Origin of the sequence: Microbacterium fluminis, assembly GCF_051549805.1 — a bacterium.
Lineage (GTDB): Bacteria > Actinomycetota > Actinomycetes > Actinomycetales > Microbacteriaceae > Microbacterium.
The window spans coordinates 527562-554164 of record NZ_CP196042.1 but is presented as its reverse complement, the minus strand read 5'-3'; the positions used below and the strand labels follow the sequence as shown (position 1 = coordinate 554164).

General features: G+C 69.4%; 31 protein-coding genes. 17 read left to right on the top strand and 14 right to left on the bottom strand.

Translation table 11 applies throughout. The features are described 5' to 3' along the window. Positions 1 to 8 precede the first annotated feature (8 nt). From ACSJDX_RS02560 to ACSJDX_RS02520, 9 genes are read left to right on the top strand one after another with little or no spacing between them, the layout of a single operon-like run. Positions 9 to 485 carry an SRPBCC family protein gene (locus ACSJDX_RS02560; protein ID WP_438354026.1) on the top strand — a complete coding sequence of 159 codons (477 nt, stop codon included), beginning with the start codon at positions 9 to 11 and terminating at the stop codon, positions 483 to 485. A 57-nt stretch (positions 486 to 542) separates the two neighbouring features. Next, a complete protein-coding gene (locus tag ACSJDX_RS02555; protein ID WP_438354025.1) occupies positions 543 to 1250 on the top strand; it encodes an NUDIX hydrolase in 708 nt (235 codons plus the stop codon). A gap of 57 nt (positions 1251 to 1307) precedes the next feature. Continuing rightward, positions 1308 to 1910, top strand: a complete 603-nt coding sequence (locus ACSJDX_RS02550; RefSeq protein WP_438354024.1) for a dihydrofolate reductase family protein — start codon at positions 1308 to 1310, stop codon at positions 1908 to 1910. Further along, positions 1907 to 2056: a hypothetical protein gene (locus ACSJDX_RS02545; protein WP_438354023.1), complete on the top strand. Its 150-nt coding sequence runs from the start codon at positions 1907 to 1909 to the stop codon at positions 2054 to 2056. The genes ACSJDX_RS02550 and ACSJDX_RS02545 overlap by 4 nt, the downstream gene beginning before the upstream one ends. Next, positions 2053 to 3138 carry a DNA glycosylase AlkZ-like family protein gene (locus tag ACSJDX_RS02540; protein ID WP_438354022.1) on the top strand — a complete coding sequence of 362 codons (1086 nt, stop codon included), beginning with the start codon at positions 2053 to 2055 and terminating at the stop codon, positions 3136 to 3138. The genes ACSJDX_RS02545 and ACSJDX_RS02540 overlap by 4 nt, the downstream gene beginning before the upstream one ends. A 20-nt stretch (positions 3139 to 3158) precedes the next feature. Beyond that, positions 3159 to 3665, top strand: coding sequence for an N-acetyltransferase family protein (locus ACSJDX_RS02535; protein WP_438354021.1), 507 nt, complete (start codon positions 3159 to 3161; stop codon positions 3663 to 3665). A gap of 60 nt (positions 3666 to 3725) precedes the next feature. Then, positions 3726 to 4679, top strand: coding sequence for an aldo/keto reductase (locus ACSJDX_RS02530; protein WP_438354020.1), 954 nt, complete (start codon positions 3726 to 3728; stop codon positions 4677 to 4679). 2 nt (positions 4680 to 4681) lie between these two features. Beyond that, positions 4682 to 5158 (top strand): NUDIX hydrolase, encoded by a 477-nt coding sequence (locus tag ACSJDX_RS02525; protein ID WP_438354019.1) that lies wholly within the window; start codon positions 4682 to 4684, stop codon positions 5156 to 5158. After that, positions 5155 to 5610 carry a GNAT family N-acetyltransferase gene (locus ACSJDX_RS02520; RefSeq protein WP_438354018.1) on the top strand — a complete coding sequence of 152 codons (456 nt, stop codon included), beginning with the start codon at positions 5155 to 5157 and terminating at the stop codon, positions 5608 to 5610. Before ACSJDX_RS02525 ends, ACSJDX_RS02520 begins: the two co-directional genes overlap by 4 nt. Positions 5611 to 5621: 11 nt before the next feature. On the opposite strand, the gene ACSJDX_RS02515 is transcribed toward ACSJDX_RS02520, so the two are convergent. Beyond that, entirely contained in the window at positions 5622 to 6368 is a 747-nt protein-coding gene (locus ACSJDX_RS02515) for an alpha/beta hydrolase (RefSeq protein ID WP_438354017.1), read from the bottom strand. Next, the gene (locus ACSJDX_RS02510; RefSeq protein WP_438354016.1) at positions 6365 to 7393 is read right to left on the bottom strand and encodes an LLM class flavin-dependent oxidoreductase; all 1029 of its coding nucleotides are present in this window, start codon (positions 7391 to 7393) and stop codon (positions 6365 to 6367) included. The genes ACSJDX_RS02515 and ACSJDX_RS02510 overlap by 4 nt, the downstream gene beginning before the upstream one ends. Positions 7394 to 7470: 77 nt before the next feature. On the opposite strand from ACSJDX_RS02510, the gene ACSJDX_RS02505 reads away from it, so the two are divergent. Then, positions 7471 to 8001, top strand: a complete 531-nt coding sequence (locus tag ACSJDX_RS02505; protein ID WP_438354015.1) for a bifunctional nuclease family protein — start codon at positions 7471 to 7473, stop codon at positions 7999 to 8001. 13 nt (positions 8002 to 8014) lie between these two features. Here the strand turns inward: ACSJDX_RS02505 and helR are convergent, their stop codons facing one another. From helR to ACSJDX_RS02480, 5 genes are all read right to left on the bottom strand, one after another. After that, on the bottom strand, positions 8015 to 10189 hold the full coding sequence (gene helR / locus ACSJDX_RS02500) for an RNA polymerase recycling motor ATPase HelR (protein ID WP_438354916.1): 2175 nt from the start codon (positions 10187 to 10189) through the stop codon (positions 8015 to 8017). A gap of 188 nt (positions 10190 to 10377) precedes the next feature. Continuing rightward, positions 10378 to 12096: a cytochrome c biogenesis protein DipZ gene (locus ACSJDX_RS02495; RefSeq protein WP_438354014.1), complete on the bottom strand. Its 1719-nt coding sequence runs from the start codon at positions 12094 to 12096 to the stop codon at positions 10378 to 10380. Between the two features lie 64 nt (positions 12097 to 12160). Continuing rightward, positions 12161 to 12907 carry a YidC/Oxa1 family membrane protein insertase gene (locus tag ACSJDX_RS02490; RefSeq protein WP_438354013.1) on the bottom strand — a complete coding sequence of 249 codons (747 nt, stop codon included), beginning with the start codon at positions 12905 to 12907 and terminating at the stop codon, positions 12161 to 12163. Positions 12908 to 13006: 99 nt separating this feature from the next. Further along, on the bottom strand, positions 13007 to 13288 hold the full coding sequence (locus tag ACSJDX_RS02485) for a DUF6412 domain-containing protein (RefSeq protein WP_438354012.1): 282 nt from the start codon (positions 13286 to 13288) through the stop codon (positions 13007 to 13009). Positions 13289 to 13341: 53 nt separating this feature from the next. Next, positions 13342 to 13950 carry a VTT domain-containing protein gene (locus tag ACSJDX_RS02480; protein WP_438354011.1) on the bottom strand — a complete coding sequence of 203 codons (609 nt, stop codon included), beginning with the start codon at positions 13948 to 13950 and terminating at the stop codon, positions 13342 to 13344. Between the two features lie 91 nt (positions 13951 to 14041). Here ACSJDX_RS02480 and ACSJDX_RS02475 point away from each other — a divergent pair, with 91 nt between their 5' ends. Next, a complete protein-coding gene (locus ACSJDX_RS02475; RefSeq protein ID WP_438354010.1) occupies positions 14042 to 14791 on the top strand; it encodes an ABC transporter permease in 750 nt (249 codons plus the stop codon). A 57-nt stretch (positions 14792 to 14848) separates the two neighbouring features. Next, a complete protein-coding gene (locus tag ACSJDX_RS02470; RefSeq protein WP_438354009.1) occupies positions 14849 to 15670 on the top strand; it encodes an undecaprenyl-diphosphate phosphatase in 822 nt (273 codons plus the stop codon). A 4-nt stretch (positions 15671 to 15674) separates the two neighbouring features. Here ACSJDX_RS02470 and ACSJDX_RS02465 read toward each other — a convergent pair whose 3' ends face one another. After that, positions 15675 to 16685: a sensor histidine kinase gene (locus ACSJDX_RS02465; RefSeq protein WP_438354008.1), complete on the bottom strand. Its 1011-nt coding sequence runs from the start codon at positions 16683 to 16685 to the stop codon at positions 15675 to 15677. Then, positions 16682 to 17347: a response regulator transcription factor gene (locus tag ACSJDX_RS02460; RefSeq protein ID WP_438354007.1), complete on the bottom strand. Its 666-nt coding sequence runs from the start codon at positions 17345 to 17347 to the stop codon at positions 16682 to 16684. The genes ACSJDX_RS02465 and ACSJDX_RS02460 overlap by 4 nt, the downstream gene beginning before the upstream one ends. 162 nt (positions 17348 to 17509) lie before the next feature. Here ACSJDX_RS02460 and efeU point away from each other — a divergent pair, with 162 nt between their 5' ends. The 3 genes from efeU (at position 17510) to ACSJDX_RS02445 (ending at position 20348) form a co-directional block, all read left to right on the top strand. Continuing rightward, positions 17510 to 18484 carry an iron uptake transporter permease EfeU gene (gene efeU, locus ACSJDX_RS02455; RefSeq protein ID WP_438354006.1) on the top strand — a complete coding sequence of 325 codons (975 nt, stop codon included), beginning with the start codon at positions 17510 to 17512 and terminating at the stop codon, positions 18482 to 18484. After that, complete coding sequence (gene efeO, locus ACSJDX_RS02450) at positions 18481 to 19710, top strand: iron uptake system protein EfeO (RefSeq protein ID WP_438354005.1); 1230 nt, start codon at positions 18481 to 18483, stop codon at positions 19708 to 19710. Before efeU ends, efeO begins: the two co-directional genes overlap by 4 nt. Before the next feature lie 185 nt (positions 19711 to 19895). Continuing rightward, positions 19896 to 20348 carry a hypothetical protein gene (locus ACSJDX_RS02445; protein WP_438354004.1) on the top strand — a complete coding sequence of 151 codons (453 nt, stop codon included), beginning with the start codon at positions 19896 to 19898 and terminating at the stop codon, positions 20346 to 20348. 297 nt (positions 20349 to 20645) lie between these two features. Here ACSJDX_RS02445 and ACSJDX_RS02440 read toward each other — a convergent pair whose 3' ends face one another. After that, on the bottom strand, positions 20646 to 21293 hold the full coding sequence (locus ACSJDX_RS02440; RefSeq protein ID WP_438354003.1) for a hypothetical protein: 648 nt from the start codon (positions 21291 to 21293) through the stop codon (positions 20646 to 20648). A 353-nt stretch (positions 21294 to 21646) separates the two neighbouring features. Between ACSJDX_RS02440 and ACSJDX_RS02435 the strand changes: the two genes are divergently transcribed. Further along, positions 21647 to 22261: a hypothetical protein gene (locus ACSJDX_RS02435; protein WP_438354002.1), complete on the top strand. Its 615-nt coding sequence runs from the start codon at positions 21647 to 21649 to the stop codon at positions 22259 to 22261. Continuing rightward, the gene (locus ACSJDX_RS02430; protein WP_438354001.1) at positions 22254 to 23363 is read left to right on the top strand and encodes an XRE family transcriptional regulator; all 1110 of its coding nucleotides are present in this window, start codon (positions 22254 to 22256) and stop codon (positions 23361 to 23363) included. Before ACSJDX_RS02435 ends, ACSJDX_RS02430 begins: the two co-directional genes overlap by 8 nt. 152 nt (positions 23364 to 23515) lie before the next feature. Here ACSJDX_RS02430 and ACSJDX_RS02425 read toward each other — a convergent pair whose 3' ends face one another. The 4 genes from ACSJDX_RS02425 to ACSJDX_RS02410 form a co-directional block, all read right to left on the bottom strand. Further along, entirely contained in the window at positions 23516 to 23890 is a 375-nt protein-coding gene (locus ACSJDX_RS02425) for a hypothetical protein (protein WP_438354000.1), read from the bottom strand. A 209-nt stretch (positions 23891 to 24099) separates the two neighbouring features. After that, complete coding sequence (locus ACSJDX_RS02420; RefSeq protein ID WP_438353999.1) at positions 24100 to 24495, bottom strand: low molecular weight phosphatase family protein; 396 nt, start codon at positions 24493 to 24495, stop codon at positions 24100 to 24102. After that, the gene (locus ACSJDX_RS02415) at positions 24492 to 25880 is read right to left on the bottom strand and encodes an FAD-dependent oxidoreductase (protein ID WP_438353998.1); all 1389 of its coding nucleotides are present in this window, start codon (positions 25878 to 25880) and stop codon (positions 24492 to 24494) included. The genes ACSJDX_RS02420 and ACSJDX_RS02415 overlap by 4 nt, the downstream gene beginning before the upstream one ends. Continuing rightward, complete coding sequence (locus ACSJDX_RS02410) at positions 25877 to 26566, bottom strand: aquaporin (RefSeq protein ID WP_438353997.1); 690 nt, start codon at positions 26564 to 26566, stop codon at positions 25877 to 25879. The genes ACSJDX_RS02415 and ACSJDX_RS02410 overlap by 4 nt, the downstream gene beginning before the upstream one ends. Positions 26567 to 26603 lie beyond the last annotated feature (37 nt).

Here is a 26603-nt window from a genome sequence, read left to right as displayed (position 1 = left end):
AATACAACATGTCTGAACCAGAGATCGAATTGACCGAGCTGTCCTTCACCGTGTCGGGACGGGTCGCCCGCCCGGTGACGGAGGTGTACGAGGCGGTGGCAGATCCGTCGCAGCTGTCGCACTACTTCACCACCGGCGGCGCCCGCGGCCGCCTCGAACCCGGCACAGAGGTCACGTGGGACTTCGCGGACTTCCCCGGCGCGTTCCCCGTCGAGGTCGTCGAGGCGGAACCGCCGCGACGGCTGGTCATCCGATGGGAAGGGGATGCCTCGGCCGCCGAGGCGATGACGACCGTCACGTTCTCGTTCGACCCCATCGACGACGGTGCGCGCACGCTCGTCACGATCACCGAGTCGTCGTGGACCGCCACCTCCGCCGGCGCGAAGGCCGCGTTCGGCAATTGCTCGGGCTGGAGCGGCATGCTCGCCGCACTCAAGGCCTGGCTGGAGCACGGGATCAACCTCCGCGAGGGTTTCTACGCGTGACGGCCTCTCCGTCCGCACCCCGTCCCGACGTCCGCCGGGGCGCGTAGCCTGGGTGGCGTGCCCGCCGACTCCCCGCTCCGAGGTGCGCGAGCCGAGCTGATCGCGCTCGCCGCCGGGCGTCGCGACGAGCGCACCCGAGTGGCGCTGGCTGCGCTCCCGTCGGTGCCCGATCCGCGACCCGCCGCCGTGCTCATCCTCTTCGGAGTGCTCGACGACACGCCCAGCAGGCACGTCGCCGAGGACGACGCCGTCTCGCGCGACCTCGACGTGCTCCTGCTCGCCCGCGCCACCACTCTGCGTGCGCACCCCGGCCAGGTGGCGTTCCCGGGCGGTCGCATCGACCCCGGCGACGACGGGCCGATCGCCGCGGCACTGCGCGAAGCGGTCGAGGAGACCGGCCTCGACCCCGCAGGCGTGGAGGTGCTCGGCGCGCTCCCCGAGGTGCCCCTCGCGTTCTCACGGCACCTGGTCACGCCGGTGCTGGGGTGGTGGCGGCATCCGTCGCCCGTCTCCGTCGTCGACGAGGCGGAGTCGGCGGATGTCTTCCGAGCCCCGGTCGCCGACCTGCTCGCTCCCGCCAACCGAGGGGTGACCGTGATCCGCCGTGGCGGTCAGGAGTTCCGCGGACCGGCCTTCCTCGTGCGGCATGCGACCGGTCGGCACCTCGTCTGGGGCTTCACCGCGCTTCTGCTGAACGGGCTGTTCGACCAGCTGGGCTGGACCGAGCCGTGGAATCAGGATCGCGAGATCGCTCTGCCCGTGTGAGTTCGGGGTTCCGCCGCGGCATTCCGCGTGTCGACGGGCGCGACTAGCGTGGGCGGCATGCAGCCTGTCATCGCGACCATGTCGGTCTCCCTCGACGGAGTCGGCGCGCGCGCCGATCAGACCGAAGAGCAGCCGATGGGCGACATCCCGCCCGGCTCGCTGCATCGCTGGATGTTCGAGACGCCCGATGAGAACGCCGCCGAGATGGCCGAGATCGTCTCCGCGGGCGCCTACATCATGGGCCGCAATATGTTCGGCCCCATCCGCGGCGAGTGGGCGGGCGACTGGCGCGGCTGGTGGGGCGACGAGCCGCCCTACCACGCGCCGGTCTTCGTGCTCACCCACCACCCGCGCGAGCCCCTCGAGATGGCCGGCGGCACCACCTTCCATTTCGTCACCGACGGCATCCACGCCGCGCTGGAGCGGGCACGGGATGCCTCGCCCGACCGTCCGATCCACGTCGCGGGCGGCCCGTCCACCACGAACGCATACCTCGCCGCCGGATTGGTCGACGAACTCATGCTCCAGATATCGCCGTCGGTGCTCGGTCGTGGGCTCCGCCTGTTCGACGGCGTCGGCGAGATCGAGCTCGAGCAGATCTCGGGGCGTGCGGCGTCCCTGGTGACGCACGTGCGCTACCGGGTGAGGAAGCCGGTGTGACCGGGCCCCGGCATCCGTCCGGCGGGGGGAGCGGCACCGCCGAACCCGGCGGCGCCGACGAGGTCGCCGCCGCGCACGATGCGCTCCACACGGCACCGGTCGAGACGGGCTCCCTCGATCCCCGGCCCGACGACCGCACGCGATGACGCCGCACCGGCTCACCCGCGACCAGGCCCGCCGGCTGGTGGTGCGCGCGCAGCTGCTCGACGCCGACCGGCCCGGCGACGTGGTCGAGGTCGCCGAGCAGCTCGGGTACGTCAAGATCGACCCGACCGCCACGATCGCGCCCTGCGAAGACACCGTGCTGTGGTCGCGCATCGGCTGGTCGTACGAGCACGGCCAGCTGCAGAGGGCGGTCGAGCTCGATCGGCTGCTGTTCGAGTTCGACGGCACGTTCCGCCCGACGAGCCTGCTGCCGCTCATGCTCCCCTCGATGCGACGCTGGCCGCAGCCTGCCTCGAGCCGGGAGTGGCTGGACGCGAACGATCGCTTCCGCACCGACGTCCTCGCCAGGCTGCGCGCCGAGGGTCCGCTGGCGGCGTCCGCCATCCCCGACACCGCGCAGGTGGAGCGCGCGCCCGACGGCTGGTCGGGCAAGAACCAGGTTCCGCACATGCTCGACTTCCTCCTGCGCCAGGGCGAGGTCGCGATCGTGCGCCGCGAGGGACGCACCCGCATCTGGGACCTCGCCGAGCGCGTCTACCCGGCGGGCCTGCCGGAGTACAGCGACGACGAGGCCGCCCGGCTGCGCGAGGAGCGCAGTCTGCAGGCGTCCGGCATCGCCCGCCCCCACCACTGGTGGAGCGGTGTCGGCAAAGAGACGGGAGAGCCCGCGGTCGTCGAGGGCAGCACGGTGAGATTCCGCGTCGATCCCGAAGCCCTGACCGCGCTCGACGACGAGCCCGAGGGGCGCGTCGCCTTCCTCAACCCGTACGACGGCCTCCTGTTCGATCGGCGCCGCCTGCAGGAGCTGTTCGAGTTCACCTACGTGCTCGAGCAGTTCAAGCCCGCACCGCAGCGCGTATACGGCTACTTCGCGCATCCGATCCTGCTGGGCGATCGATTCGTCGGGATGCTCGACGCCGAGGTCGATCGCACGAACGAGGTCCTGCGCGTCAACGCCATCCACGAGTTCCTCCCGTTCGAGCCGGAGGAGATGGACATGGTGCGCGCCGAGATCGACGACCTGGCGGAATGGCTCGGGGTCGCGGTGACCGGGGTCCGATGAGCGACCCGTACGCTCGGATCATGACGTCGCGAGAGCTTCCCGGTGGTGCGACCCTGCGCGGGGCCCGCGCCGGCGACGAGCGCGGCATCCTGGACTGCATCCAGGGGCTCGCCGACTACGAGCGCGAACCCGACGCGGTGGACAACACGATCGAGGCGCTCGCGGCGACGCTGTTCGGCGACGACCCGCGCGCGTTCTGCCACGTCGTGGAGCACGACGGGCGCATCGTCGGTATCGCGATCTGGTTCCTCACCTACTCCACGTGGACGGGCCGGCACGGGATCTGGCTCGAAGACCTGTACGTCGAGGAGGAGCAGCGCGGGAGCGGCTACGGCCTGGCCCTCATCGCCGCGCTCGCCGACGTGTGCGTCACGCGCGGCTACAGCCGGCTCGAATGGACGGTGCTCGACTGGAACGAGCCGTCGGTCGCGTTCTACCGTTCACTCGGCGCGCAGCCTCAGAGCGAGTGGACGAGCCAGCGGCTCACCGGCGACGCGCTCGTCGCGCTCGCCGGCCGTGCGGCGTAGCCGTTCGTCATGGTTCCGCCTCGGTCGGAACAATCCGCGCCCGATCGCGTTTCCACCCGTATGACCCGAATCGGCAGCAGCTCCCTTGACGTCCTCCCCCTCGCCCTCGGCGGAAACGTGTTCGGCTGGACCGCCGACCGCGACACCTCGTTCGAGATCCTCGACGCGTTCCACGCCGGCGGCGGCGACTTCATCGACACCGCCGACGGGTACAGCGCGTGGGTCCCCGGCCACAGCGGGGGCGAGAGCGAGACGATCATCGGCGAGTGGCTGGCCACGCGGAAGCCGTCGAACGTCGTCGTCGCGACGAAGGTCAGCCAGCACCCCGACTTCAAGGGGCTCTCGGCCGCGAACGTGCGGGCGGCCGCCGAGGCATCCCTGAAGCGCCTCGGCGTCGACACGATCGACCTCTACTACGCCCACTTCGACGACGTGTCCGTCCCGCTCGAGGAGACCGTCGCCGCGTTCGGCGACCTCGTCGCCGACGGGCTGGTGCGCTACACGGCGGTGTCCAACTACTCCGCGGCGCGCATCCGCGAGTGGGTCGGCTACGCGCAGGCCGCGGGCTCGGCGCTGCCGGTCGCGATCCAGCCGCACTACAACCTCGTGCACCGGGGCGACGTCGAAGAGACGATCGTGCCCGTCGCGGAGGAGTTCGGCCTGAGCCTCGTGCCCTACTACGCACTGGCGAGCGGATTCCTCACCGGCAAGTACCGGACGACGGATGCCGCGGGCCAATCCTCGCCGCGTGCCGGCGGCGCCGCGAAGTACGCCACCGCGCAGGGTCTCGCCATCGTCGACACGCTCGAGCAGATCGGCCGCGGGCACGAGGCATCCATCGCCGCCACCGCCCTCGCCTGGCTGCGCGCGAAGCCGACCGTCGCCGCTCCGATCGCGAGCGCATCGCGGGTCGAGCAGGTCGCCGACCTGCTCGCCAGCACCCGCATCGACCTGACCGCCGATGAGATCGCGCGCCTGGACGCCGTGTCGGAGTGGAGCCCCGCTAAGGTCTGAGCGTGAGCGCGACCGATTCCGATGCGGCGGATGCCGGTGGCCCGCGCACGCGCGCGACCGCCCGCATCCTCGTGCTCGACGAGGCGGGAGCGATCCTGCTGATGAAGACGCACTGGGGTCGCCGGACCCTTCCGGCCCGATGGCTCACCCCGGGCGGAGGCATCGATCCGGGGGAGGACGCGCCCGCCGCGGCGGTCCGCGAGCTGTTCGAGGAGACCGGACACCGCGTGACGGCGCTCGGCGAGCCGGTCGCGTTCCGGCGCATCGACCTCCCGCCCGCCGAGGAGTACCAGGTGCGCGAGGCGACCTACTTCGTGCTGCGCACGCCGCGGTTCGCCGTCGCGACCGATGACTGGACCGAGAGCGAGCGCGGCGACATCGTCGACGTGCGCTGGTTCTCGCCGGAGGAGCTCGCCGCCTCGACCGACGAGTTCGACACGGAGGACGTGCGCGGCATCCTCGCCGCACTGCGGCCATGACTGCGGTTCTGCGACGCGCCGTCGTCGGCGACGCCGCGGCGCTGACGGAGACCGCCCAGGCGGCCTACGAGGTGTATCTCGAGCGGATGCCTCCCGGCCTGCGGCCGGGTCCGATGGACGTCGACTACGCCGCGGCGATCCGCGACGCCGAGGTCTGGGTGGCGGAGGTCGGGTCGCGCGTCGGCGGGTACCTCGTGCTCGTCGCGCGCCGCGACCACCTCCTCCTGGAGAACATCGCCGTCCGCCCCGACCTGCAGGGGCGGGGGATCGGACGGCAGCTCCTCGCGCACGCCGAGGAGCGCGCCCATCACCTCGGGCTGCCGATCGTCCGGCTCTACACGCACGTCGTCATGGTCGAGAACCAGGCGCTGTACGAACGGACGGGCTACGTCGAGACGCACCGTCGGGGCGACGGCGGCTTCGAGCGCGTCTTCTACGAGAAGCGGCTCTGACGAGGGGTTCCTCAGACCGCGCCGAGGTGACGCTCGAAGAATCGCCCGGCGTGCTCTCCCGCCGACGCGGGCACACCGGTGTGGCCGCCCATGTTCGCCAGCAGGGACTTCTCGGTCGACCCGAACGCGTCGAAGAGGTCGAGAGCCGCCTGTCGGTCGTTGCCGACGTCGTCCCACTGCAGCAGCACGTGCAGCGGGATGGTGACCTCGCGCGCTTCGGCGAGGATCGCCCGGGGCACGAAGCTCCCCGCGAACAGCCCGGCGGCCACGACGCGCGGCTCGATCCGCGCCAGCCGCACCCCGATGGAGATCACGCCACCGGCGTAGCCGACCGGACCGCCGATCTCGGGAAGGGCCTGGAGCGCGTCGATCAGGGTCCGCCATTCCGGGACGGATGCCTCGACCAGCGGCAGGATCAGCCGGTCGATGGTGTCGGCGCTCACCGGCTCGCCGGCCTGCAGTGCCGCCCGCACCTCGCCGCGCGCCTCCTGCACGCCCGGGATCGGGGTGCGCTCGCCGCTGCCGGGCAGCTCGATCGCGGCGGAGGCGAATCCGCTGACCGCGGCCGCCTGCGCGCGCCCGCGCAGCCGGGCACGCATGCCCTCGAGCCCGCCCGGATGGCCGAGCAGCAGGAGGGGGGCGGTCGCCGCCGGAAGCTCCGGCAGCCAGAGGATGCCCGGCACGCCGTGGAGAGCGAAGTCGCGCTCGATCACCCCGTCGGCCGTGCGAGGGTCTCTCGTGAACGACAGCTCCGTCATGCCGTGGTCGGCTCCCATCCGAGGGAGGGGGCGACGAGCGTCGCGAACGACTCGATGACGCGCAGGTTGAACGCGACGCCGAGCTGCGACGGGATCGTCAGCATGAGGGTGTCGGCGGCCTGGATCGCCGCGTCCTGCTTCAGCTGCTCGATGAGCTCGTCGGGTTCGGCGGCGTACGTCTTGCCGAACGTGGAGCGCATGCCGTCGATGATCCCGATCTGATCGCCGTCCTGACGACCGCCGAAGTAGAGGTGGTCCTCCGCGGTGGTGAGGGGGAAGATCGAGCGACTCACCGACACGCGCGGTTCACCCGGATGCCCCGCCTCCCGCCATGCCGTGCGGAACGCGTCGATCTGCTCCGCCTGCAGCAGGTCGAACGGGCGTCCGTCGGCCGAGGTGAGCAGTGTCGACGACATGAGGTTGACGCCGATGCGGCCCGCCCATTCGGCCGAGTCGCGGTTCCCCGCACCCCACCACACACGGGAGCGCAGTCCGGGGGAGTGCGGCTCGATGCGCTGCAGCCCCGAGCCGCCGCCGAACGGCGAGGTCGCGTCGCGCTCGGCGAGGCCCTCGCCGTCGATCGCGCGCAGGAACAGGTCGAAGTGGTCGCGGGCGAGGTCGGCGCCGCGCGGATCCTGCGAGCCGGTGTAGCCGAACGCCTCGTAGCCGCGCACGACCGACTCGGGTGACCCACGGCTCACGCCGAGGGCCAGTCGGCCGTCGGAGATGAGGTCGACCGCGGCCGCCTCCTCGGCGAGGTAGAGCGGGTTCTCGTAGCGCATGTCGATGACGCCCGTCCCCACCTCGATGCGCTGCGTCTTCGCGGCGATGGCCGCCAGAAGCGGCATCGGAGAGGCCTGCTGTCGCGCGAAGTGGTGAACGCGGAAGTAGGCGCCGTTCACGCCGAGCTCGTCCATGCCCTGGGCGAGGTCGATCGCCTGCCGCATCGAGTCGCCGGCCGAGAGCGAGTGTCCACCGCCGAGGGGGCCGTAATGGCCGAAGGAGAGAGTGCCGAAGCGTTGCATGACGGTTGCAACCGTACGCCCGCAGCATCCATTCCGGTGAATGGATATGGCGGAGAATCCCGGCCTACCATGGAGCGATGGTCGAGGTGCGGGTCGCCGGGGTGGCGCTGGACGCGTCGGGTCAGCACGTCATCCTGCTCAAGCCGGCCGACGAGGCGCCGGGCGAGGGGCGGATCCTGCCGATCTGGATCGGCGCGCAGGAGGCCACATCGATCCTCGTCGCCGTCGAGGGCGCCGACACGCCCCGTCCGCTCGCGCACGACCTGATGCGCACGATGCTCGAGACGCTCGGGGCCGCCGTCGAGACGGTCGAGGTGACACGCATCGACGGTGGCACGTTCTTCGCCGAGATCACGCTCGGCACGACCGCCGGCACGACGCGGATCGACGCACGACCCTCGGATGCCGTGGCCCTCGCCTGCCGTGTCGGCGCGACGATCCACGTGGCCGATGCCGTGCTCGACGAGGCGGGGATCCCCGACACGGTCACCGGGGACGAGAGCGACGCCGAGGAGACCGTCGAGGACGAGGCGGACCAGGAGGAGCGCGTCGACGAGTTCAAGCGGTTCCTCGACGACGTGGATCCCGAGGACTTCCGAGACGCCTGAGCGCGACCGGGTCTCAGCGCAGCACGACGAGCTGCTGCGTCGCCCGGGTCATGGCGACGTAGCGATCCACCGCACCCTCGATGCCCGTGCCCCACGCATCCGGTCGCACCAGCACGACGAGATCGAACTCGAGTCCCTTCGCCAGTTCGGGCGTGAGCGAGCGCACCCGCGGCGCATCCGCCCGGTCGATGTCGCCGATCACGCACGCGACGCCCTCGCCGTGCGCGGCCAGCCACTCCTCGACGATCGTGTCGAGCTCGGCCATCGCCCCCGAGCGCACCGGCACGCCGCTGTCGCGCACCGACGTGGGCACGTTCGCATCGGGCAGCGCCGCGCGGATCACCGGCTCGGCGGCCGCCATCACCTCGCTCGGGGTGCGGTAGTTGACGGTGAGCGTCGCCGTCCGCACGCTCCCGAGGCCGGCGCGGGCGAGGCGGTCGTCCCACGACTCCGTGAACCCGTGCCGGGCCTGCGCCCGGTCGCCGACGATCGTGAAGCTCCGCGACGGGCAGCGTCGCAGCAGCATCCGCCATTGCGCATCGGTGAGCTCCTGCGCCTCGTCGACGATCACGTGCGCGAACGGCCCGGCGAGCAGGTCGGGATCGGGGAGCGGGATGCCGTCGCCCACGGCCTCCTCGTCGTCGAGACTGTTCTGCGCGTCCGCGCCGCGCAGGATCGACATCACCCCCATCTCGGAGTCGTCCGACGCGATGAGGTCGGCGATCAGATCGGCCTTGCGCTCGCGATCGGTCGCGAGCGCCGCCTGCCGTGCCGCCCGACGGCGGGAGGCCTGCGGGTCGCCGATCCGCTGCCGGGCTGCGTCGAGCAGCGGCAGGTCCGACGTCGTCCACGCCCGCGGGTCGTCGCGCTGCAGTGCGACGACCTCGCCGGGCGTGAGCGACGGTGCGCACCGTCGCAGGTACGCCGGCACCGACCACAGATCGGCGACGACGACTGCGGCCTCCAGAAGCGGCCAGGCCCGCTGGAACGTGCCGGTGAGCTCCTCGTCGCGGGCGAACGCGCGCCGCAGCTGCGTCTCGGAGGCATCCACGTCCTCGTCCTGCTTCGCGAGCAGCAGTTCGACGAGCTCGTCCCAGATCTGCTCGCGCGCCTCGTTGTGGGTGGCTCCCGGATCGCGCATCGCGAAGACGTCCGCCCACTCCTGCGGGGTGACCTCGACCTGCGACCACGGCGTCGAGACCACGGTCGTGCCGGTCGGCGGCTCCTCGTAGAGGGCCACGGCCGGCTCGATCGCGTCGACGAGGGCGGCGGATGCCTTCAGCCGCGCGACCTCGGGCGAGGGTTCGGGCGCGGCATCCGCACCCTCCGCGACGAGGTTGGCGACGGTGCACGTGAGCACACCCTCCTCGCCGAGGCTGGGGAGCACGTCGCCGACGTAGGCGAGGTAGGGGCGGTGCGGGCCCACGAACAGCACCCGGCCGGCGCCCTGCTGCAGTCGCGAGTCCGCGTAGAGCAGGTAGGCCGCGCGGTGGAGCGCGACGACGGTCTTGCCCGTACCCGGTCCGCCGTCGACCACCAGCACGCCGCGCGAGTCGGCGCGGATGATGGCGTCCTGATCGGACTGGATGGTGCTCAGCACGTCGCGCATGCGCGGCGACCGCGACGAGCCCAGACTCGCGATGAACGCCGACTGATCGTCGAGGGCTGCACCGGCACCCGCGCCGTGCGCGAGACCCGCCTCGGTGAACGCCTCGTCCCAGTAGTCGGTGACGCGGTCTCCGCTCCAGCGGTAGCGCCGGCGGCTGGCGATGCCCATCGGGTCGGCGAGGGTCGCGCCGAAGAACGGCTCGGCCGCCGGTGCGCGCCAGTCGATCAGCAGCCGGGCGCCGTCGGTGTCGTCGGTGAGCCCGAAGCGGCCGATGTACCGCGGCGCCGGGTCGGGATCGTCCTCGGTCGGGATGCCGACCATCCGTCCGAGGCACGCGTCGAGGCGGAAGCGGCGCAGCGCGCGCAGGCGGGCGCTGAGGCGGTGGATCTCGATGTCCCGGTCCATCGCCGCCTGGCCGGAGCCGCCCGCGCGCAGGCGCTCGGATTCCAGCCGGGCGGTGAGGTCGGCTATCGTCCGCGCGAGAGCGCGGGCGATGCGCGCGAAATGCCGCTCGTCCGCGGCGATGAGGGCGGGATCGGTCTTGGCGGACAGGCGAGCGGGCAGGGCGAAAGCGCTCAGGGCGACTCCTCGTGGGTGATTCCAAGCGCGCCCGAGAGGGCGGCCGAGCGATTCTGCCTCACCACCGGGCCCTTGCCGCAAGCCCCCACCCCCGCGATATCCTGGTCATGGCAGCACACGAGGCAGGGGCCGCACGCGATGCGTGCGGCCCCTGCCTCGTTCCGTCGATCGGTCGATCCGGTGCGGGTCTACCCGAAGGTGAACGAGTAGGCCTGTACGCCCGGCGACACCGTCACCTCGATGGTCCCCGATCCGGCGCTCCCCGAGCGCAGCTCGTACGAGTTCGGCGTGCCGCTGACCGGGATGGTCTTCGGATCGCCCCCGTCGACGCGCACCGTGATCGTGCCGGAGCCGGCGAGCACCATGCGTACGTTCGACGCGTTGTAGTTGAGCACGATCGAGGCATCCGTCGTCGTCGGTGTCACGTACTGCGACTCGAGGGTGAAGTCCCCCTTGAGTGCGAACGTGTCGGCAGGCTGGTTCTGCGGAACCGTGAAGGTCCCGGGTCCGCTGGTGTACTTCGTGTCCCCGGCGTAGTTGACCTTCTTCGTCCATCCGAGGAACGTCTCGGGCGTGATGTTGCTCACGTCAGGGGTCGTGTCGGTGACGTCGGTGGCCGCCGGCAGCTGCGCGTTCGGGTTCGCCTGCTGCAGCAGCTCGCGGATGAGCTTCTCGGTCGTGGCGTAGTTGCCCTCGCCGAAGGCGATGTGACGCACGACGCCCTGTGCGTCGATCAGGTAGTGCGCCGGCCAGTAGCGGTTGCGGTAGTTCGTCCACGTGTCGAGGTTGTTGTCCAGCGCGACGGGGTAGGTGATCCCGAAGCCCTGTGCGCCCGACTTGACGTTGTCGGCGTTCTTCTCGAACGCGTACTCGGGGGAGTGGATCCCGATGACCTGGAGCCCGGCATCCGCGTACGACTTGTTCCACGCGACGACGTGCGGGATGCTGCGCTGGCAGTTGATGCACGAGTACGCCCAGAAGTCGATCAGCACGACCTTGCCCTTGAGGCTCGCCAGGTCGATCGGCGCGTTCCCGGGCGTGTTGAACCAGGAGTCGATGCCCTTGATGCTCGGGGCGGTCCCGCACGACTCCAGCTGGGCGGCGCCGTCGGTGCACTTGGAGAGGTCCTTGTTCTCGTCGTTGACCACTCCGCCGAGATCGAGCGCCTTCTGCACCGCGTCGCTGCCGGCGAGCTGGTCCTGCAGGCCGGCCGTGTAGTCGGGCAGCAGACGCTGCAGTGCCTGCGGCACGTTGAAGGCCAGTCCGACCGCGAGGGCGATCATGGCGACGCCGGCCGCGATGCGCAGGCCGCGCTCACGGGAGCGGAACGCCTTGATGCGCTCGAACAGGCCGCGCCCGGCGAGCGCGAAGAAGAGGAGCGGGATGGCGACGCCGATCGCGAACGACGCGGTGAGCACGATGGTCTCGATGCCGATCCGACCGGTCGAGCCGGCGACGATGATCGCCGCGAGCACGGGTCCGGCGCAGGGGACGAACACGGCGCCCAGGGCGAGGCCGACGGCGAAGCCGTTGCGGCGGTTCGAGACCTCTTTCTGCGGGATCCAGGAGAAGGGCTTCTCGAGGAGTCGCTCCACGGCCGGGATCAGCAGGCCGACGCCGATGAGCACCAGCACGCCGATGCCGACCCAGCGGATGATGTCCTGCGGGAGCCCGAGGGCGCCGAGGATGAGCGACCCGACGAGGGTCACGATCGTGAAGCTGGTGATCAGTCCCAGCACCACCAGATACGGCCGCCAACGTGATGCCGGCGGCGGCCCGTCGGTGCTCTTGTCGAAGCGCGCGGACTGCGCACCGCCGGTGAGGAAGATGACCGGCAGGACCGGCAGGATGCAGGGCGATATGCCCGTGATGAGTCCCCCGAGGAACCCGATGATGGCCAGAGTCATGGTGGCGTGTCCCCCAAAGGTGTCGAGTGTTCTTCGTCACTGACCCCCCAGCGGTTTGCGCGGATCACACGGGTGTCGGAAAGAGCCGACGCAGCACGAGCCGCTGACCGAGCGTCCAGCTCACCGTCACGAGCAGGTACAGCCCGGCGGCGAGCGGGACGAACAGGGCCACCGCCGCGGTGGCGAACTGCAGCATCCCGAGCATCCCCGCCATCGGCATGCCCGCGGGGGCGCCCTCCGGCACGAGCGGCGTCGCCGGCCGGAAGAGTCGCCGCGTCAGCTCGCCGACGGCCGCGATCAGCACGACGAGCGTGCCGATCACGAGGAACGCCGCCGGATCGAGCGCGCCGCTCGTCAGCGACGGCACGAGCCCGGAGCCGAGCGGCACACCGAGGAGCGTCTCCTCGAGGAGGGTGTTCGGGTGTCCGGCGATGGTCGGATGCAGGAACACCGCGTACAGCAGGCCGATGATCGGCGCCTGCGCGAGCAGCGGGAGGCAGCCGGCGACCGGCGACGCACCCTCGCGGCGGTACAGCTCCATCGTCTCGCGCTGCAGGCGCTCCGGGTCGGCGCGGTGCCGGCGTCGCAGCTCGGCCAGTCGTGGGGCGAGGCGGGCGCGGGTCTGCTCGGCGCGCGCCTGCGCGACGCCGACGGGGATCAGCAGCGCACGGACGAGGAGGGTCACCGCGACGATCGCGGCCGCCGCGGCGGCGGTGCCGGCGACCGGGTCGAGCAGGGCGGTGAGGGCGGACAGGCCCGTGGAGGCGAAGTCGAGCAGGGCGGACAGGGGCGGCAGGTCGAAGAGGTTCATGGTCATCCGTTCGGTGGGAGCGATCGAGGGTCGGGTCGATCGGCCGTGAACGGATGCCGCAGCACCGCCTTCCTCGCGGGAAGGCCGGTGGCGCGCGGGTCAGGACGCGGCCGAGGCCGCGACTCCCGGTGCTCTCGGGCGCGGGTGGCCCGAGGCATCCGGATCGCTCTGCGTGAGCGGAGAGGAGAGGTCCATGGCGCGCCGGGGGTGCGGACCGGCGGCGGAGGAGGGATGCGGGAGCGGGACGGCGACCAGCGCCGCCATCACCACGACGGCGGCGACCAGCGCCACGGCGAGGCCCCACGCGCCCGGGTCGGCCGGTGCCGCGGCGCCGAGCAGGGTCAGGAGCAGGCTCAGCCAGGACGGGAGATGCTCACCCATGCGCCGCTCCCTTCCCGGTCGCGTCCACGGTACCTCAGCCGGGGAGGGCGTGCTCAGTCGACCGCGGCGGCGGCCTTCTCGCGACGCCGGCGGGCGAGGAGGCCGATCACGATCGGCGCGATCGTGATCACGACGATGCCGAGCATGATCCACTCGATGTTCGCCGCGACCCACGGGATCGACCCCAGCAGCGCGCCCGCGCCGCCGAGCAGGCCCGCCCAGACCAGCCCGCTCAGCGCGTTCCACAGGGAGAAGTCGCGGTGCGGCATGGTCGACATCCCCGCCGCGGGGGCGACGTAGGTGCGCACGATCGGCACGAAGCGGGCCAGCACGATCGCCAGGCGCCCCCATCGGGCGAAGAACACCTCGGTCTCGACGAGGTAGCGCTCCTTGAGCACGCGCGCACCGGGGTGGAACAGGCGCGGTCCGAAGCGTCGGCCGATCAGGAAGCCGACCTCGCCGCCGACGATCGCGGTGACGGCGGCGATGGCGGCGACGAGACCCCAGTGCACGCCGATCGCCGCGGCCAGCACGGCGCCGGCGAAGACGAGGCTGTCGCCGGGGAGGAAGGGGAACAGCAGGCCGTTCTCGACGAAGACGATGAGGCCGACGAGGACGAGCGCGAGCGGGCCGAAGCCGGCGAGGATGTGGATGATGTCCATGACAGGGCAGGACGCTACGGATGCTGCGCTCAGACCGCTCTAAGAATCACGGGCGGGCGCCAGGCGCCGTGCTCATGGGTACGGTCGGAGGGTGAACACCCCCGCCGGCCTCCTCCCCTCTCTGGTCGGTGTCCTGGTGCTGACCGCCGTGGCGACCGTCGTGCTGGCGGGGTTCCGGGTGCCGCGGTGGTGGACGGCGGCGCTGGCCGTCGTGCGGGGCGTGGTGCAGCTGGCGCTGCTCAGCCTCATCCTCAGCGGCATCATCTCCGACGCGCGGTGGATCGCGCTCGCCCTCGCGGTGATGTTCCTCGTCGCGGTGTCGGTGGCAACCGGGCGCGGTGGCTGGTCGATGCGCTCGGCCGTCGTGGTGCTGGTGGCGATGGGCGCCGGCGTCGGGGTCGCGTTCGCGGGCGTGTTCGGCACGGGTGCGCTCGCACTGACTCCGCGGTACGCCCTCGCGGTCGGGGCGATCGTGATCGGCAGCGCGATGGGCGTCGCTGCGCTGACCGGACGCCTGTTCGCGGCATCCCGCGCAGATCACTGGGACGAGGTGGAGGGATGGCTCGCCCTCGGTGCGAGCCCGCGCCGGGCCAGTCTCGACCTGGCGCGCCGCACGGCGCGCGATGCGATGATCCCGGGGATCGACCAGACCCGCACGACGGGCCTGGTGGTGCTGCCCGGTGCGTTCGTGGGCGCGATCTTCGGAGGTCTGTCGCCGTTCGAGGCCGCCCAGTTCCAGATCGTCGTGCTGGCGGCGATCCTGGCGGCCTCCGCGGTCGCCTCGGTGTTGGTCGTGGTCGGCCACGGATCCGACACGCGCAAGCCGGTGCCGCCCGCCTAGCGCTGTCTGCGTGGCGTCTGGGCGGTTTCTTAGAGCGCACGCCGTTCGATCCATCCCATGCATCTTTTCGAGGCCATCGTGCTCGGGCTGGTCCAGGGGCTCACCGAGTTCCTCCCCATCTCCTCCAGCGCGCACATCCGCATCGCCGGGCTGTTCTTCGGCACGGCCGACCCGGGCGCGGCCTTCACCGCGATCACCCAGATCGGCACCGAGGCCGCGGTGCTGGTGTTCTTCTGGCGTGACATCGTGCGCATCGTCACCCGGTGGGCGGCCTCCCTCGTCCGCCGGGTGCCGCGCAACGACCCGGATGCGCGTCTGGGGTGGCTGATCATCGTCGGCAGCCTTCCGATCGTGGTGCTGGGGCTGCTGTTCCAGAAGCAGATCGAGTCGGTGCTGCGGTCGCTGTGGATCGTGGCGATCATGCTGATCGTGTTCGGCGTGCTGCTGGGGATCGCCGACGCCGTGGGCGCGAAGCGCCGCCGGCTCGAGGAGATGACGATCGGACAAGGCACCGTCTTCGGCTTCGCGCAGGCCCTCGCCCTCATCCCCGGCGTCTCGCGCTCGGGCGGCACGATCACCGCCGGGCTCTTCATGGGCTTCGAGCGGGCGGCGACCGCGCGCTACGCGTTCCTCCTCGCGGTGCCGGCGGTGTTCGGAAGCGGCTTCTACCAGCTCGCGAAGAGCTGGAACGAGCCGGGCCTGTTCACTCTGCCCGAGACCGCGTGGGCGACCGTGATCTCGTTCGTCGTCGCCCTCGGCGTGATCGCCCTGTTCATGCGGTACATCTCGCGGCACAGCTTCCTGCCGTTCGTGATCTACCGCGTCCTGCTGGGCGGCGTGCTGCTGGTGCTCCTCGGCGCGGGAGTTGTGCAGGCCTGACCGCTCAGCGGCTGCGCGATCCTGCACCGAGCGGGAACCGCAGGGTCATGGTGGTGCCTGCGGTCGAGGTGGCCGTCACCGCGGCAGATCCTCCGTAGCGGCTCACGGTGTCCTGCACGAGCGCGAGGCCGATCCCGAATCCGGTGCGGCCGCTGCCGCCGCCGTCGACCGCGTCAGCGGACCGGGCGAAGCGATCGAACACGCGTTCAGGGCTGATCCCGCGGATGCCGCCGCCCTGGTCGGCGACGTCGATGCGCACCTCCGACCGGGTCGAGGTCACCGCCACCTGCACGGGCCGTCCGGCGGGGGAGTGCTTCACGGCGTTGTCGAGCAGTGCGACGAGGCTGCGGTGCAGACTCGCCTCGGGGACGGCGACGGTGAGCCCCGGCGGGATGGGGGCGAGCGCCACGGGGACCCCGCGCTCCTCGCCGAGCGCGCGCATCGCCGACACGGCCGAGCCCACGACGCGCTCGACGGGTACGGGAGCCACCGGCCCGGCCGGCGGCACGTCGATCGCGTCGAGCAGGTCCGAGACCACGCCGGTGAGCGCACGCGAGTCGGCGCGCAGCTCGGCGACCAGTTCGCGATGCTGGTCGTCGGGGGCGAGCGCGCGATCGAGCATCTGGATGCGCGCGTCGACGATCGCCAGCGGCGTGCGCAGCTCGTGCGAGGCATCCGCGACGAACCGGCGCTGCCGACGGAGGGCGTCGACCAGCGGGGCGACCGCGCGACGGGTGACCAGGATGCTGAGGGTCGCCGCCAGCGCGATCGCGATCGCGCCGATCACCAGCCCCCATCCGAGGATGTCGCGCCCGCCCACGTCGACGATCGTCTCCTGACGATTCGGACCGAACAGGTCGACGGGGGACACCTGGGTGAACACGACGAACAGTGCGGCGATCAGCACGGCGACGACGAGGGCCGATACGGCCACGGTGATGGTGGTCGCCACCCGCCACGACGCCTGACGCACGAGACGCGCGTCGGGGTCGAGCGGGGCCGATCGCCGGTTCACAACATGCCCAGCCGGTATCCCCGACCGCGCACGGTCGTGACGATGTCGGGGTCGGTCTTGCGGCGCAGGTAGTGCACGTAGGTGTCGACGGTGCCGGGGGTGTCGTCGGCGGAGAACACCGCCCGCAGGATCTCGTCGCGCCCGAAGGTGCGCTGCGGGTTGACGGCGAGCAGCTTCAGCAGCTCGCTCTCGCGGTCGGTGAGGATCGTGCGCCCGTCGTACGGCGAGTAGATCGCGCGCGAATCGGGGTAGAACTCCCATTCCCCGATGCGCACGAACGGACCCTCGCCCGAGCCGACGCGGCGGATGGCGCGCAGGCGTGCGAAGAGCTCCTCGAACTCGAACGGCTTCACGAGGTAGTCGTTGGCCCCGGCATCCAATCCGCGCACCTTGTCCTGCACGGTTCCGAGCGCCGTGAGCATGAGCATCGGCACGGTGACGCCGGCTCTGCGCAGCGTCTCGACGATCGAGATGCCGTCCATCGACGGCAGCCGCCGATCGACGACCATCACGTCGTACAGTCCGCCGTCCGCCTCGGCGAGGGCGGCCTCGCCGTCGGCGATCAGCGTCACCTCGTACACCTCGTCGAGCACCTGCGCCATGATCGGTCCGAGCTGGGGATCGTCCTCCACCAGCAGCAGCCGTGGTCGGCTCTGCGCCATCGTCCACCTCCGCCGGTCACCCTGGCCCTCGCGTCCTCAGACGACTCTAAGACGTGCGTGATCCGGCGCTGACGTTTGCCCCACGAGCCTCTGCTCAATAAAGTAGCAAGGTGAGGTTTGCCTAACCTCTCTTCATCTCGTCCTTCCCGTCGCAGGAGCCCCGTGTTCGCCACGCTTCTCATCGGCCTGCGCGAGGGGCTCGAGACCGCCCTCGTCGTGGCGATGCTGATCGCCTACCTCACGAAGATCGGCCGTCGCGACGTCCTGCCCCGGCTGTGGCTGGGCGTGGGGCTCGCCGTGGCGCTCGCCGTCGTCGTCGGCGCCGTCCTCACCTTCGGCGCCTACTCGCTCACGTTCCAGGCGCAGGAGATCATCGGAGGCTCGCTCTCGCTGGTCACGGTCGCCCTCGTGACGTGGATGGTCTTCTGGATGCAGAAGACCGCGAAGAACATGCGCTCGGCCATGCAGGGCGGCGTCGACCGCGCGCTGGCCGGGGCGAGCCTGTGGGGCATCGTCGTGATCGGCTTCGTGTCCGTCGCGCGAGAGGGCATCGAGACCACCCTGCTGCTGTGGTCGATGGTGCAGTCCTTCGGCAACACCCCCGACGCGCTCCTGGGCGCCCTGGTCGGCCTCGCGATCGCGGTCGCCGCGGGATGGCTGCTCGCCAAGGGCCTGCTGCGCATCAACCTCCAGGTGTTCTTCGCCTGGACCGGCGTCGTGCTCGTGATCGCCGCCGCGGGTGTGCTCGCCTATGCGCTGAAAGACCTGCAGGAGGCCGGCGTCGTCCCCGGCCCGTTCACCGCCGGCGCTCCGGTCGACCCGGCAACCGGTGCCGTCGCCGTCGGGCTGTCGGCGCTTCCGCTCGGCTGGGCCTTCGATCTCACCGCCGTGATCGCGCCGGGCGGCACGCTGGCCACCCTGCTCCAGGCGACCGTGGGCTTCATGCCGCGCATGTCGTGGATCCAGGTGATCGCCTGGGTCGGCTACCTCGCCGTGGTCGGCGCGTTCTTCGTGCGCGGGCAGCTGCGCGCGCGGCGACCGCGGCCCCAGGCATCCACCTCCTCCTCTTCCTCCGTCTCGTCGTCGGCCTCCGCTCCTGCACCGGCCCCCGCCCCCCTCCCTGAAGGACGCTCATGAACCGTCGCCCTCTCGCCCTCCTCGCACCGCTGGCCGTCGCCGCCCTCGCGGTCTCGCTCGCCGGCTGCGTCGCCAAGGCCGATGCGGCGGGCGCCGCCGCGCTCACGGTGAACTCCACCACGAGCGACTGCGCCGTCTCGACCGCCACCGCCACGAGCGGAAACCTCGCCTTCGCCGTCATCAACGGCGGCGAGCAGATCACCGAGTTCTATCTGCTCGCCTCCGACGGCCTGCGCATCGTGGGCGAGATCGAGAACATCGCCCCCGGCGCGAGTCGGACTCTCACCGTCACGGCGCAGCCGGGCGACTACTTCACCCTCTGCAAGCCGGGCATGGTCGGCGAGGGCGTGGGACGCGCGGCGTTCACCGTCACGGGGAATGCGGTGGCCGTCACCGGCGACGACGCGCAGCAGAAGCAGCAGGCCGTCACCCTCTACACCGCGTTCGTGAAGGACCAGGTCGAGCAGCTGCTCCCCGCCGCGAAGACGTTCGCCGCCGCCTACGAGTCCGGCGACGACGCGGCCGCCCGCGCGCAGTTCCCGATCGTCCGCTCGTACTACGAGCGGATCGAGCCGGTCGCCGGCACGCTCGGCGACCTCGACCCGAAGATCGACTACCGCGAGGTCGACGCCGTCGCCGAGGGCATGGCCTGGACGGGCTTCCACCGCATCGAGAAGGACCTGTGGGTGCCGGCCGCCGACGCCCTCAACGTCGACGGCGCCCCCGCCTGGAAGGACTGGGCGCCCTCGACCCCCGCAGAGCGGGCCGCCTACGGCGCACAGCTCGTCACCGACATCCAGTCGCTGTACGACTACGTGCATTCGCCCGAGTTCGTCACGACACTCGAGTCGCAGGGCGTCGGCACGCTGTCCAACGGCGCGATCAGCCTGCTCGACGAGGTCGCCACCGGCAAGATCACCGGCGAGGAGGACTGGTGGTCGGGCACCGACCTCTACGACTTCGCCGCCAACGTCGAGGGCGCGAAGATGGCGTTCTCGCTCGTACGCGACTTCGCCGATTCGAAGGGCGATTCCGGCAAGGCGCTGGTGACCTCGATCGACCGCGGGTTCACCGACCTGGATGCCTCGCTCGCCGTGCACGGCTCGCTGACCGGCGGGTTCATCCCGTACGCCCAGCTTCCCGAGGCGGACAAGCGCGAGCTGATCGACCTGATCAACGCGCTCGCCGAGCCGCTGTCGCGCCTCACCGAGACGATCCTGGCCTGATCCGGCGGCCGGTGCCGTGCGGATCGATCGCACGGCACCGGCTGATCCCGGGTGTGGCGCGGGTGTCGCCTCCCACCGCTCGCCGGGCAGGAGGGGCGGGGGAGACCGGCCTGGTCGATGTACTCACCTGCATGTATCGTGAAGGCGGGCGCCGGCACGGCGCCGTGATCTGGGGGGATCACCACGTGGGCACTCAAGGACGCCATTTCGGCACGCTCCTGCTGTGGAGCGTGCGCATTCCGCTGTACGTCGGAGGGGTCGGAGTGACCCTCGCCGGCATCGTCATCGGCAGCATCCCGTTCATCGTCGTCGGTGTGAGCGCTGTCGTCGCGGGACTGCTCGTGCGACTGACCGGACTGCTCGTCCTGGACGCCCGGCTGCGCCGGTGGGCGAGGGCCGAGATCGGGGAGGATCTGACGCTGCCCACCCGCGCGCAGCGGGTGCAGCTGATCCGCCTCGCGCTCGAGGTCGGCAATCCGGACGGCTACGAGCCCGCCTACCGGCTGGCGTGCCAGGTGTGGGCGCAGAAGCGCCGGTCGGACCTCGAGAGCAACGACCGCGACAGCCTGCTGTCGGCCTGGCGGATGCCGCCGGAGCGGGTCTCGTCCGCAGAGGAAACCTCTGATCAGAAGAGGTGATGGCGGAGGATGGGGGATTCGAACTCTCATTTTTGGGGGTGCGAATGGGCCCTTTTGCCGCGTAATTCCGGGCTTTTCGGTGCTCCGAAAAATGGCACAGCCTGCATCCCCGTGCCTTTAGATGCACGGCGTGTCGTGCTTAACTGTGCCAGTAGATGTGCCACTAAACGTGCTCGGTGAGCCAGCGACGCGTCGATGGCTCTGTTCCACATCGTGATCCGGAAACTCAAATTTGGCGGCGGCGTCGAATTCCAGACGATCAAGTCATGGCTGATCTGTTCGGCGAAACCGTTCGTCCTAAATCGGGCGATCTGCCAAGACGCTCGGCAGCGAGCCAGTAGCCCTGATCCACTCGCCCGGTTCGTGCCCCACCCAATCAGCGAGGTCGAAAGCAGCGGCGATGTCCTTGTCAAGTTGGCGCTGATGAATCGGTTCGTGATGGGCCGCTCTGTTGCGAACGAAGTGAAGTTGCTGGAGTCGAAACTTGACGTCGCGCTGACGCCTTCGGATGTCGGTCGATCCGTGCGGAAACGCGGCATGGGTTGAAGGTACCCAGAGCGAGGTTAGATAGCGCCCCTCGACCAAATAGCGCCAGAACCCCAAAGACAGCTCCGCGATCACGCGGCCGTGGACTTCCTGTCGCCGCCCGTACTGTGTAGCCCGTTCTCGAGCCTTGCGGATGTCAGCCGTGCCCTGGCTGTCGAGTGGCGCGATGTCGAACCAGGATTCGACACCCTTCGTCTCAGCCCAGCTGACAAGACGGCTATCCAGTGCGTTCCGCACGAGCACCTCCACCATTGAGGTGAGTTCCATGACGCTCGCGGATGCCCGCATGTTCCACTCGTACAGCTCGAACGCACGCGCAAGATCCCCGTCTGTGGCGGCCAGATACGAGTTGAGACGCTCAGCTGTTAGGAAGGTGAGCAGAGCTGGATAGTTGGTCACATCTCACGTCAATTCGGTGGACGCACAGCATCTTCGATGTACTATTGCTCACGAAGACCCCGGAACGATCCCTGACTACGGTCACATCGCCGGGGTTTCGTCTTTGCATGACCCGGCTAGGCTCCCGGCCCGCAGGGCGCTGCGCGTGACAGGTCACCGGGAGCCTAGCTGGGTCACGCCGCGAAGAGGCGCCCCGCGCCGCGAACCCAGCACTTGTGCGGGCGTGGACTCGCGGCGGCACCCGCACGCGTCCCGGTGCTTCAGCCGTTCGACGCAAGTTCGCCCAGTTCGCCCGACACGCCGGTGTTACATTCAGTTGCGAGATATGCGCTGCAACCGGTAGCATGCATAACATGCTCGACGATGTAACACGGCGGATCATCATTCGTGAAGGTGCACTTCTCAGCTCGACGCTGTACGAGCACTTCGACTCTGCCGTGGCGGAAACGCGTGCCAAGGTGAGATTCCCTGAGAATCAGGAGCCGCATGCGCATGCGTTCTACCGTCGAGCGGCGTTCCGCGCAAACCTGAGCATGGCGCCGCTTCCCAATGAGTGGATCATCGACGGTAACTCGCGGCTCGGCGGTCAGCTCATCCTGCGCCACCCAGACCTCGGCGCTAGCCTGCGCGTGCTCTCGGAGAGCAAAGTGACCAAGGACGGTGTGCCGCACGCTGGAACAAGTCGCGCGCGTCGGGCGGCCTGGAGTGCCATCCCTATGTTCCGACTCCATGGGGAATCGGACGCACATCGCAACTTCCTCCTGCTTACCAACTCACGTTCCGAGCCCTCTGCGATGCGGATTGTTCACACGGTCGATCCTGGAGAGTACAAGGGCACCGTGACTTGCGACTTCGACGTGCCCGTGCTGCGGGACGAGGCTGCCATGGCAGCAACGTTCGAGGGCGCCGACGAGCACGAGAACTTCTTCGAGGTCGATATCGACGCTGAGGAGACTGACAGTGTCTGACGCCTACAACGGCGCCCGACTCGAAACTCTCCGACACATCCACGGGCTTACGCAAAAAGAGTTCGGGGCGCGCCTCGAGGTCACCCAGTCGCAATTGTCGCGGCTTGAGCGAGGCGACCAACTGATGAGTGCTGAACTCGCGCATCTTGCAAGTGAGAAGTTTGGCGAGCCAATCGCGTTCTTTCAGGTCCCGTCGACGACAGTTCCGCTTGGACCCGCTGCGTTTCGCCGGAAGTCGGCGACGCGAGCCCCAGAACGCGATCGCATTACTGCTCTCTATCAGGAGGCATCTCGAGTCTTTGCCGCGGTGAGTGAGGCATCGGGATACCGCGATGCGTCTGTGCTGAGAGATCTCGCCGGCCTTGAACCCGAGACCGCAGGCGAGCGGTTTCGCATCGCTGCTGGACTGAACGCGACCGAACCTGTTCGAAATCTGACGCGACTGCTCGAGCGGATGGGAATCGGCGTCGTTACAGAGCTCGACGACGCACAATTCGCGCATGATCGCGCCGATGTGTCTGGCATTACGATGCCGACTGCACGCAACATGCGTCCTGTGGTGGCTCTTGCTTCCGTGGCTCGAGGTGATGTTCAGCGGCTCACGATTGCGCATGAGGTTGGCCACTTGGTGCTCGACCAAGACGCACCGTCAATCAGTTGCTCGACTCGAAGCCCGCAGGAGCGGGCTGCGTACGACTTCGGTGGGGCTCTACTCTTGCCCCGCAAAGTCATCGTCGATCGTGTCTTTGAACACTCGACCTTTCGCGATTACCTCACTCTGAAGTCTGAGTACGGGATCTCGATCGCGGCAATCATCAAGCGGGCGCAGGTCCTAGATGTGATCAGTGACGAGCGCGCGCGGATTCTGCAGATTCAGCACTCCTCGCGGGGTTGGCGATTCGATGAGCCCGTCAGCGTTGCCGCCGAAAAGCCACTCCTGTTGAAGCAAGCTCTTGCTCAGGTGTATCCGACGTCCACGTTCGCGCGCGCAGCTCATGATCTTGGGACGAATCCTGAGCGACTTCACCGCTGGGCGGGATCGACCCACGACGGCGTCGCTGAGCCCGCGAACATTACTCAACTCCGTTCACGTCGCACATGATCGAAGGTGTCTGAGCTCGCGTGCAAGGCACCCCGAGCTGCCGGCGTCGGGTCCTAGTGCTTAGCTTTGGGGCGCGCGTCTGGTTCGGCAGTCGCGATTCAGGTGCGCGATCGTCGACTGGTCGCTATTCCCGCTCCGAGATCCGGTTGAACTCACAAGCCCGGAGTTCGAGAGCGCCTCTTGCTGAGCGCCTGACGGCTAAGCCCGGACCACAGGGAGAGCAGCGACCAAGATACGTCCACGCGCCTCAAAGCGCCGACGAGATCATCGCGTTCTCGGAGCAGCACAACCTCGGCGCGGTGCAGCTTCTCGAGCTGTTTGGAGATGTCGCGCAAGCGGGTGAGGCCGTCCTCCCGACCGCCCCATAGCTCCTCGAGTTCCCGAGCCGACTGCGCGGCTCTGTCGGTCTCCCGCAAGGTGTTGGCGCGATCCCGAGCGACGGCGGCCGCGGCATCATTCGCCTCGCGCTGGCGGCGGTAGGCTTCCTCGCGACGTGCATTTGGCTTCGTATACCGGCTTCGTGCCATGCAACCTGGTTTACACGAGACCCCAGACATCGCAAGGGATCGCGAGCCAGTCACTAAGAGTGCCTGCGTGCATCATCTATTCTCATTGCTCTACTCGCGGTGCATACGTCGCTCAGCCGCTTGGGCCTTTCGGAGGCATGCGGTAGTTGAGCGCGATCCGGAGAAGGCGATTGCCGTGTTGCGTCGCCCCTTCACGGATCCGACCGGCGCTACAACTCCGCTGCCAACTCGCGCACTTGGGCGAGGATGCGGTCTCGCAGGTCCCGCACGCCCTCGATCTCCCAGTTGTCAGGGTCGGGGAACTCCCACTCAACCAGCTGCCCCGCCACCGGACCGGGGAGGTGCAGCCCGGGCTTCATAGTGACGACGATGTCGGCGTCTGTGAGGTCGGCAGCGGTGACAGCGCGAGGCATCGTCGAACCCGTGTCGATCGCAAGCTCGGCAAGTGCGGCGACGATGACCGGATTAATTCGATCTGCGGGTGCCACACCGCCGCTCGTCGCGTGCACACCGTCCACGGCGAGGTCGTTCAGCAGGTGCGCGCCGAGCTGAGAGCGGCCGGCGTTGTGCTGGCAGATGAAGAGCACTGTGGACGAGGGGCTCATGCGCTCGTCCCTACCAAGAGGGCGGCGCGCGACCACGCTTGTGTGGCGACCTGCACGGCGTCCCATGGTGAGCCGAGCGGAGGCGTGTAGGAGAGATCTAGGTCACTCACCTGGTCGACCGTCAGCCCTGCGTGCAGAGCCGTGGCGAACGTGTCGACGCGCTTGGCGACCTCCGTGCCGCGACGGCCGACGAGTTGGGCCCCGAGAAGGCGTCCATCGCTCATGTCACCGGTGATGCGGAAATGGATCGGATGCGCACCAGGGTAGTAGCGCTTGTGGTCATCCGCCGACGATGACGTCGTCAATGGATTGAAGCCCCCGAAGACCGCATCCCGATCGCGCAGCCCCGTCCTGGCGGCCACGACATCGAACACCTTCACGACCTGAGTGCCGACGGAGCCTTGGAAGGCGCGGTCTCCGCCCAGGGCGTTCTCGCCCGCGATGCGCCCCTGCTTGTGGGAGGTGGTACCGAGGGGGAGGTAGGTGATGTCGAGGAGGCGGTGGTGCGTGATGATGCCGTCGCCGGCCGCCCACACGTGGGGGAGTCCGGTGCGCATCCGGTCGTCCACGACGACTGCACGCCCCGCACCGAGTCCCGCTCCTGCGCGCTCGAGCAGGTCGGTGTTCGGTCGCACTCCGACGACAGCGAGGACGAGGTCGGCGGTGCGGCTGAAGGGTGCTCCCTCGTGGTTGCCGCTGACGATGAGACCCGCGCTGGTCTTGTCGACGGCATGCACGGTCGTTCCCGTGATGACGTCGACGCCGTGAGCGCTCAGCTCGTCGTGGACGAGGCTGCCGAGTTCCGCGTCGAGGGTGGAGAGAACCTCGGATCCTCGCTGGAGCTGCGTGACGGCCATCCCGCGAGTGATGAAGGCTTCGGCCATCTCCAGACCGACGTAGCCCGCGCCGATGATGATCGCCGATCGAGGCTGTCGTGCGTTCAGGTCTTGGTCGAGCGCGAACGTGTCGCCCATCGAATGAATGACATGCACGCCGTCCTGCGGGCCGAGTCGGTCGAGACCGTTGATCCCGGCGTGGGAGGGCAGCGCGCCGGTGCCGACGATGAGCTCGTCGTAGGGAATGCTCTCGGTGGCACCAGACGGGGTGCGAACCTCGAGTCGCTGCCCCGTCACGTCGATATCGGTGGCAAAGGTGTCAAGCCGCAGTGTCATGCCGGTGGCTTCGAGGTCTGCGTGGGTGCGGTGGGCGAGTGACTGCCACGGGGCGACCTCGCCGGTGAAGTAGTACGGGATCCCGCAGATCGAGAAGTTCGGGTACGCGTCGGCGACGACAACCGTGACGTCGACGCTTGAGTCGAGTTCGCGGGCCCGCAACGCGGCCGAGATGCCGGCGTCGGAACCGCCGATGATGGCGAGATGAGTCATGCTGAGACCTTTCGAGTCGACGGAAAGAAGAGGAAGACGAGAACGACGCCAATCACGGCCCCGATGAGTTGGGCCAGAAGGAACCAAAGTGCGGAGGCTGGGGCGATTCCGGCGAAGGTGTCAGTGAAGATCCGCCCGATCGTGACGGCGGGGTTTGCGAACGAGGTTGAAGAGGTGAACCAATAGGCGGCACCGATGTATGCGCCGACTGCGGGGCCGATGACCGCAACCCGGTCGGTGCGAGCCAGGGCGAAGATGACCAGCAGAAGCCCTGCAGTCGCGACCACTTCGCCCAGGAGGTGGCCGGGAGAAACTCGCTCGGTCGACGAGATCGACGTCGCAGTGGCGAACATCGTGTTGGCGAGAACGGACCCGCCGATGGCCCCGACGATTTGCGCGGCCGCGTAGGTAACCATGACACCTGCGCTGAGTTCTGCGCCTAGAGTGCGATCGGCGAGCGTGACCAGCGGATTAAAGTGCGAGCCCGACACCGCCTGGAACACCATGATCAGCACGGCCAATCCCAGCGCCGTCGCCAGCGAGTTCTCCAGAAGCTGAAGCCCCACGTCGTGAGGCGACAGGTGCTGCGCGGCGATTCCCGAACCGACGACCGTCGCAACGAGGAGACCGGTGCCGAGGAATTCGGCAGCGGCGCGCCGTGGGAGCGTGGTGTTCATTTGCTTCATCCTTGACTATCGGTGTTAGCTCAGTCAAGATTAACCC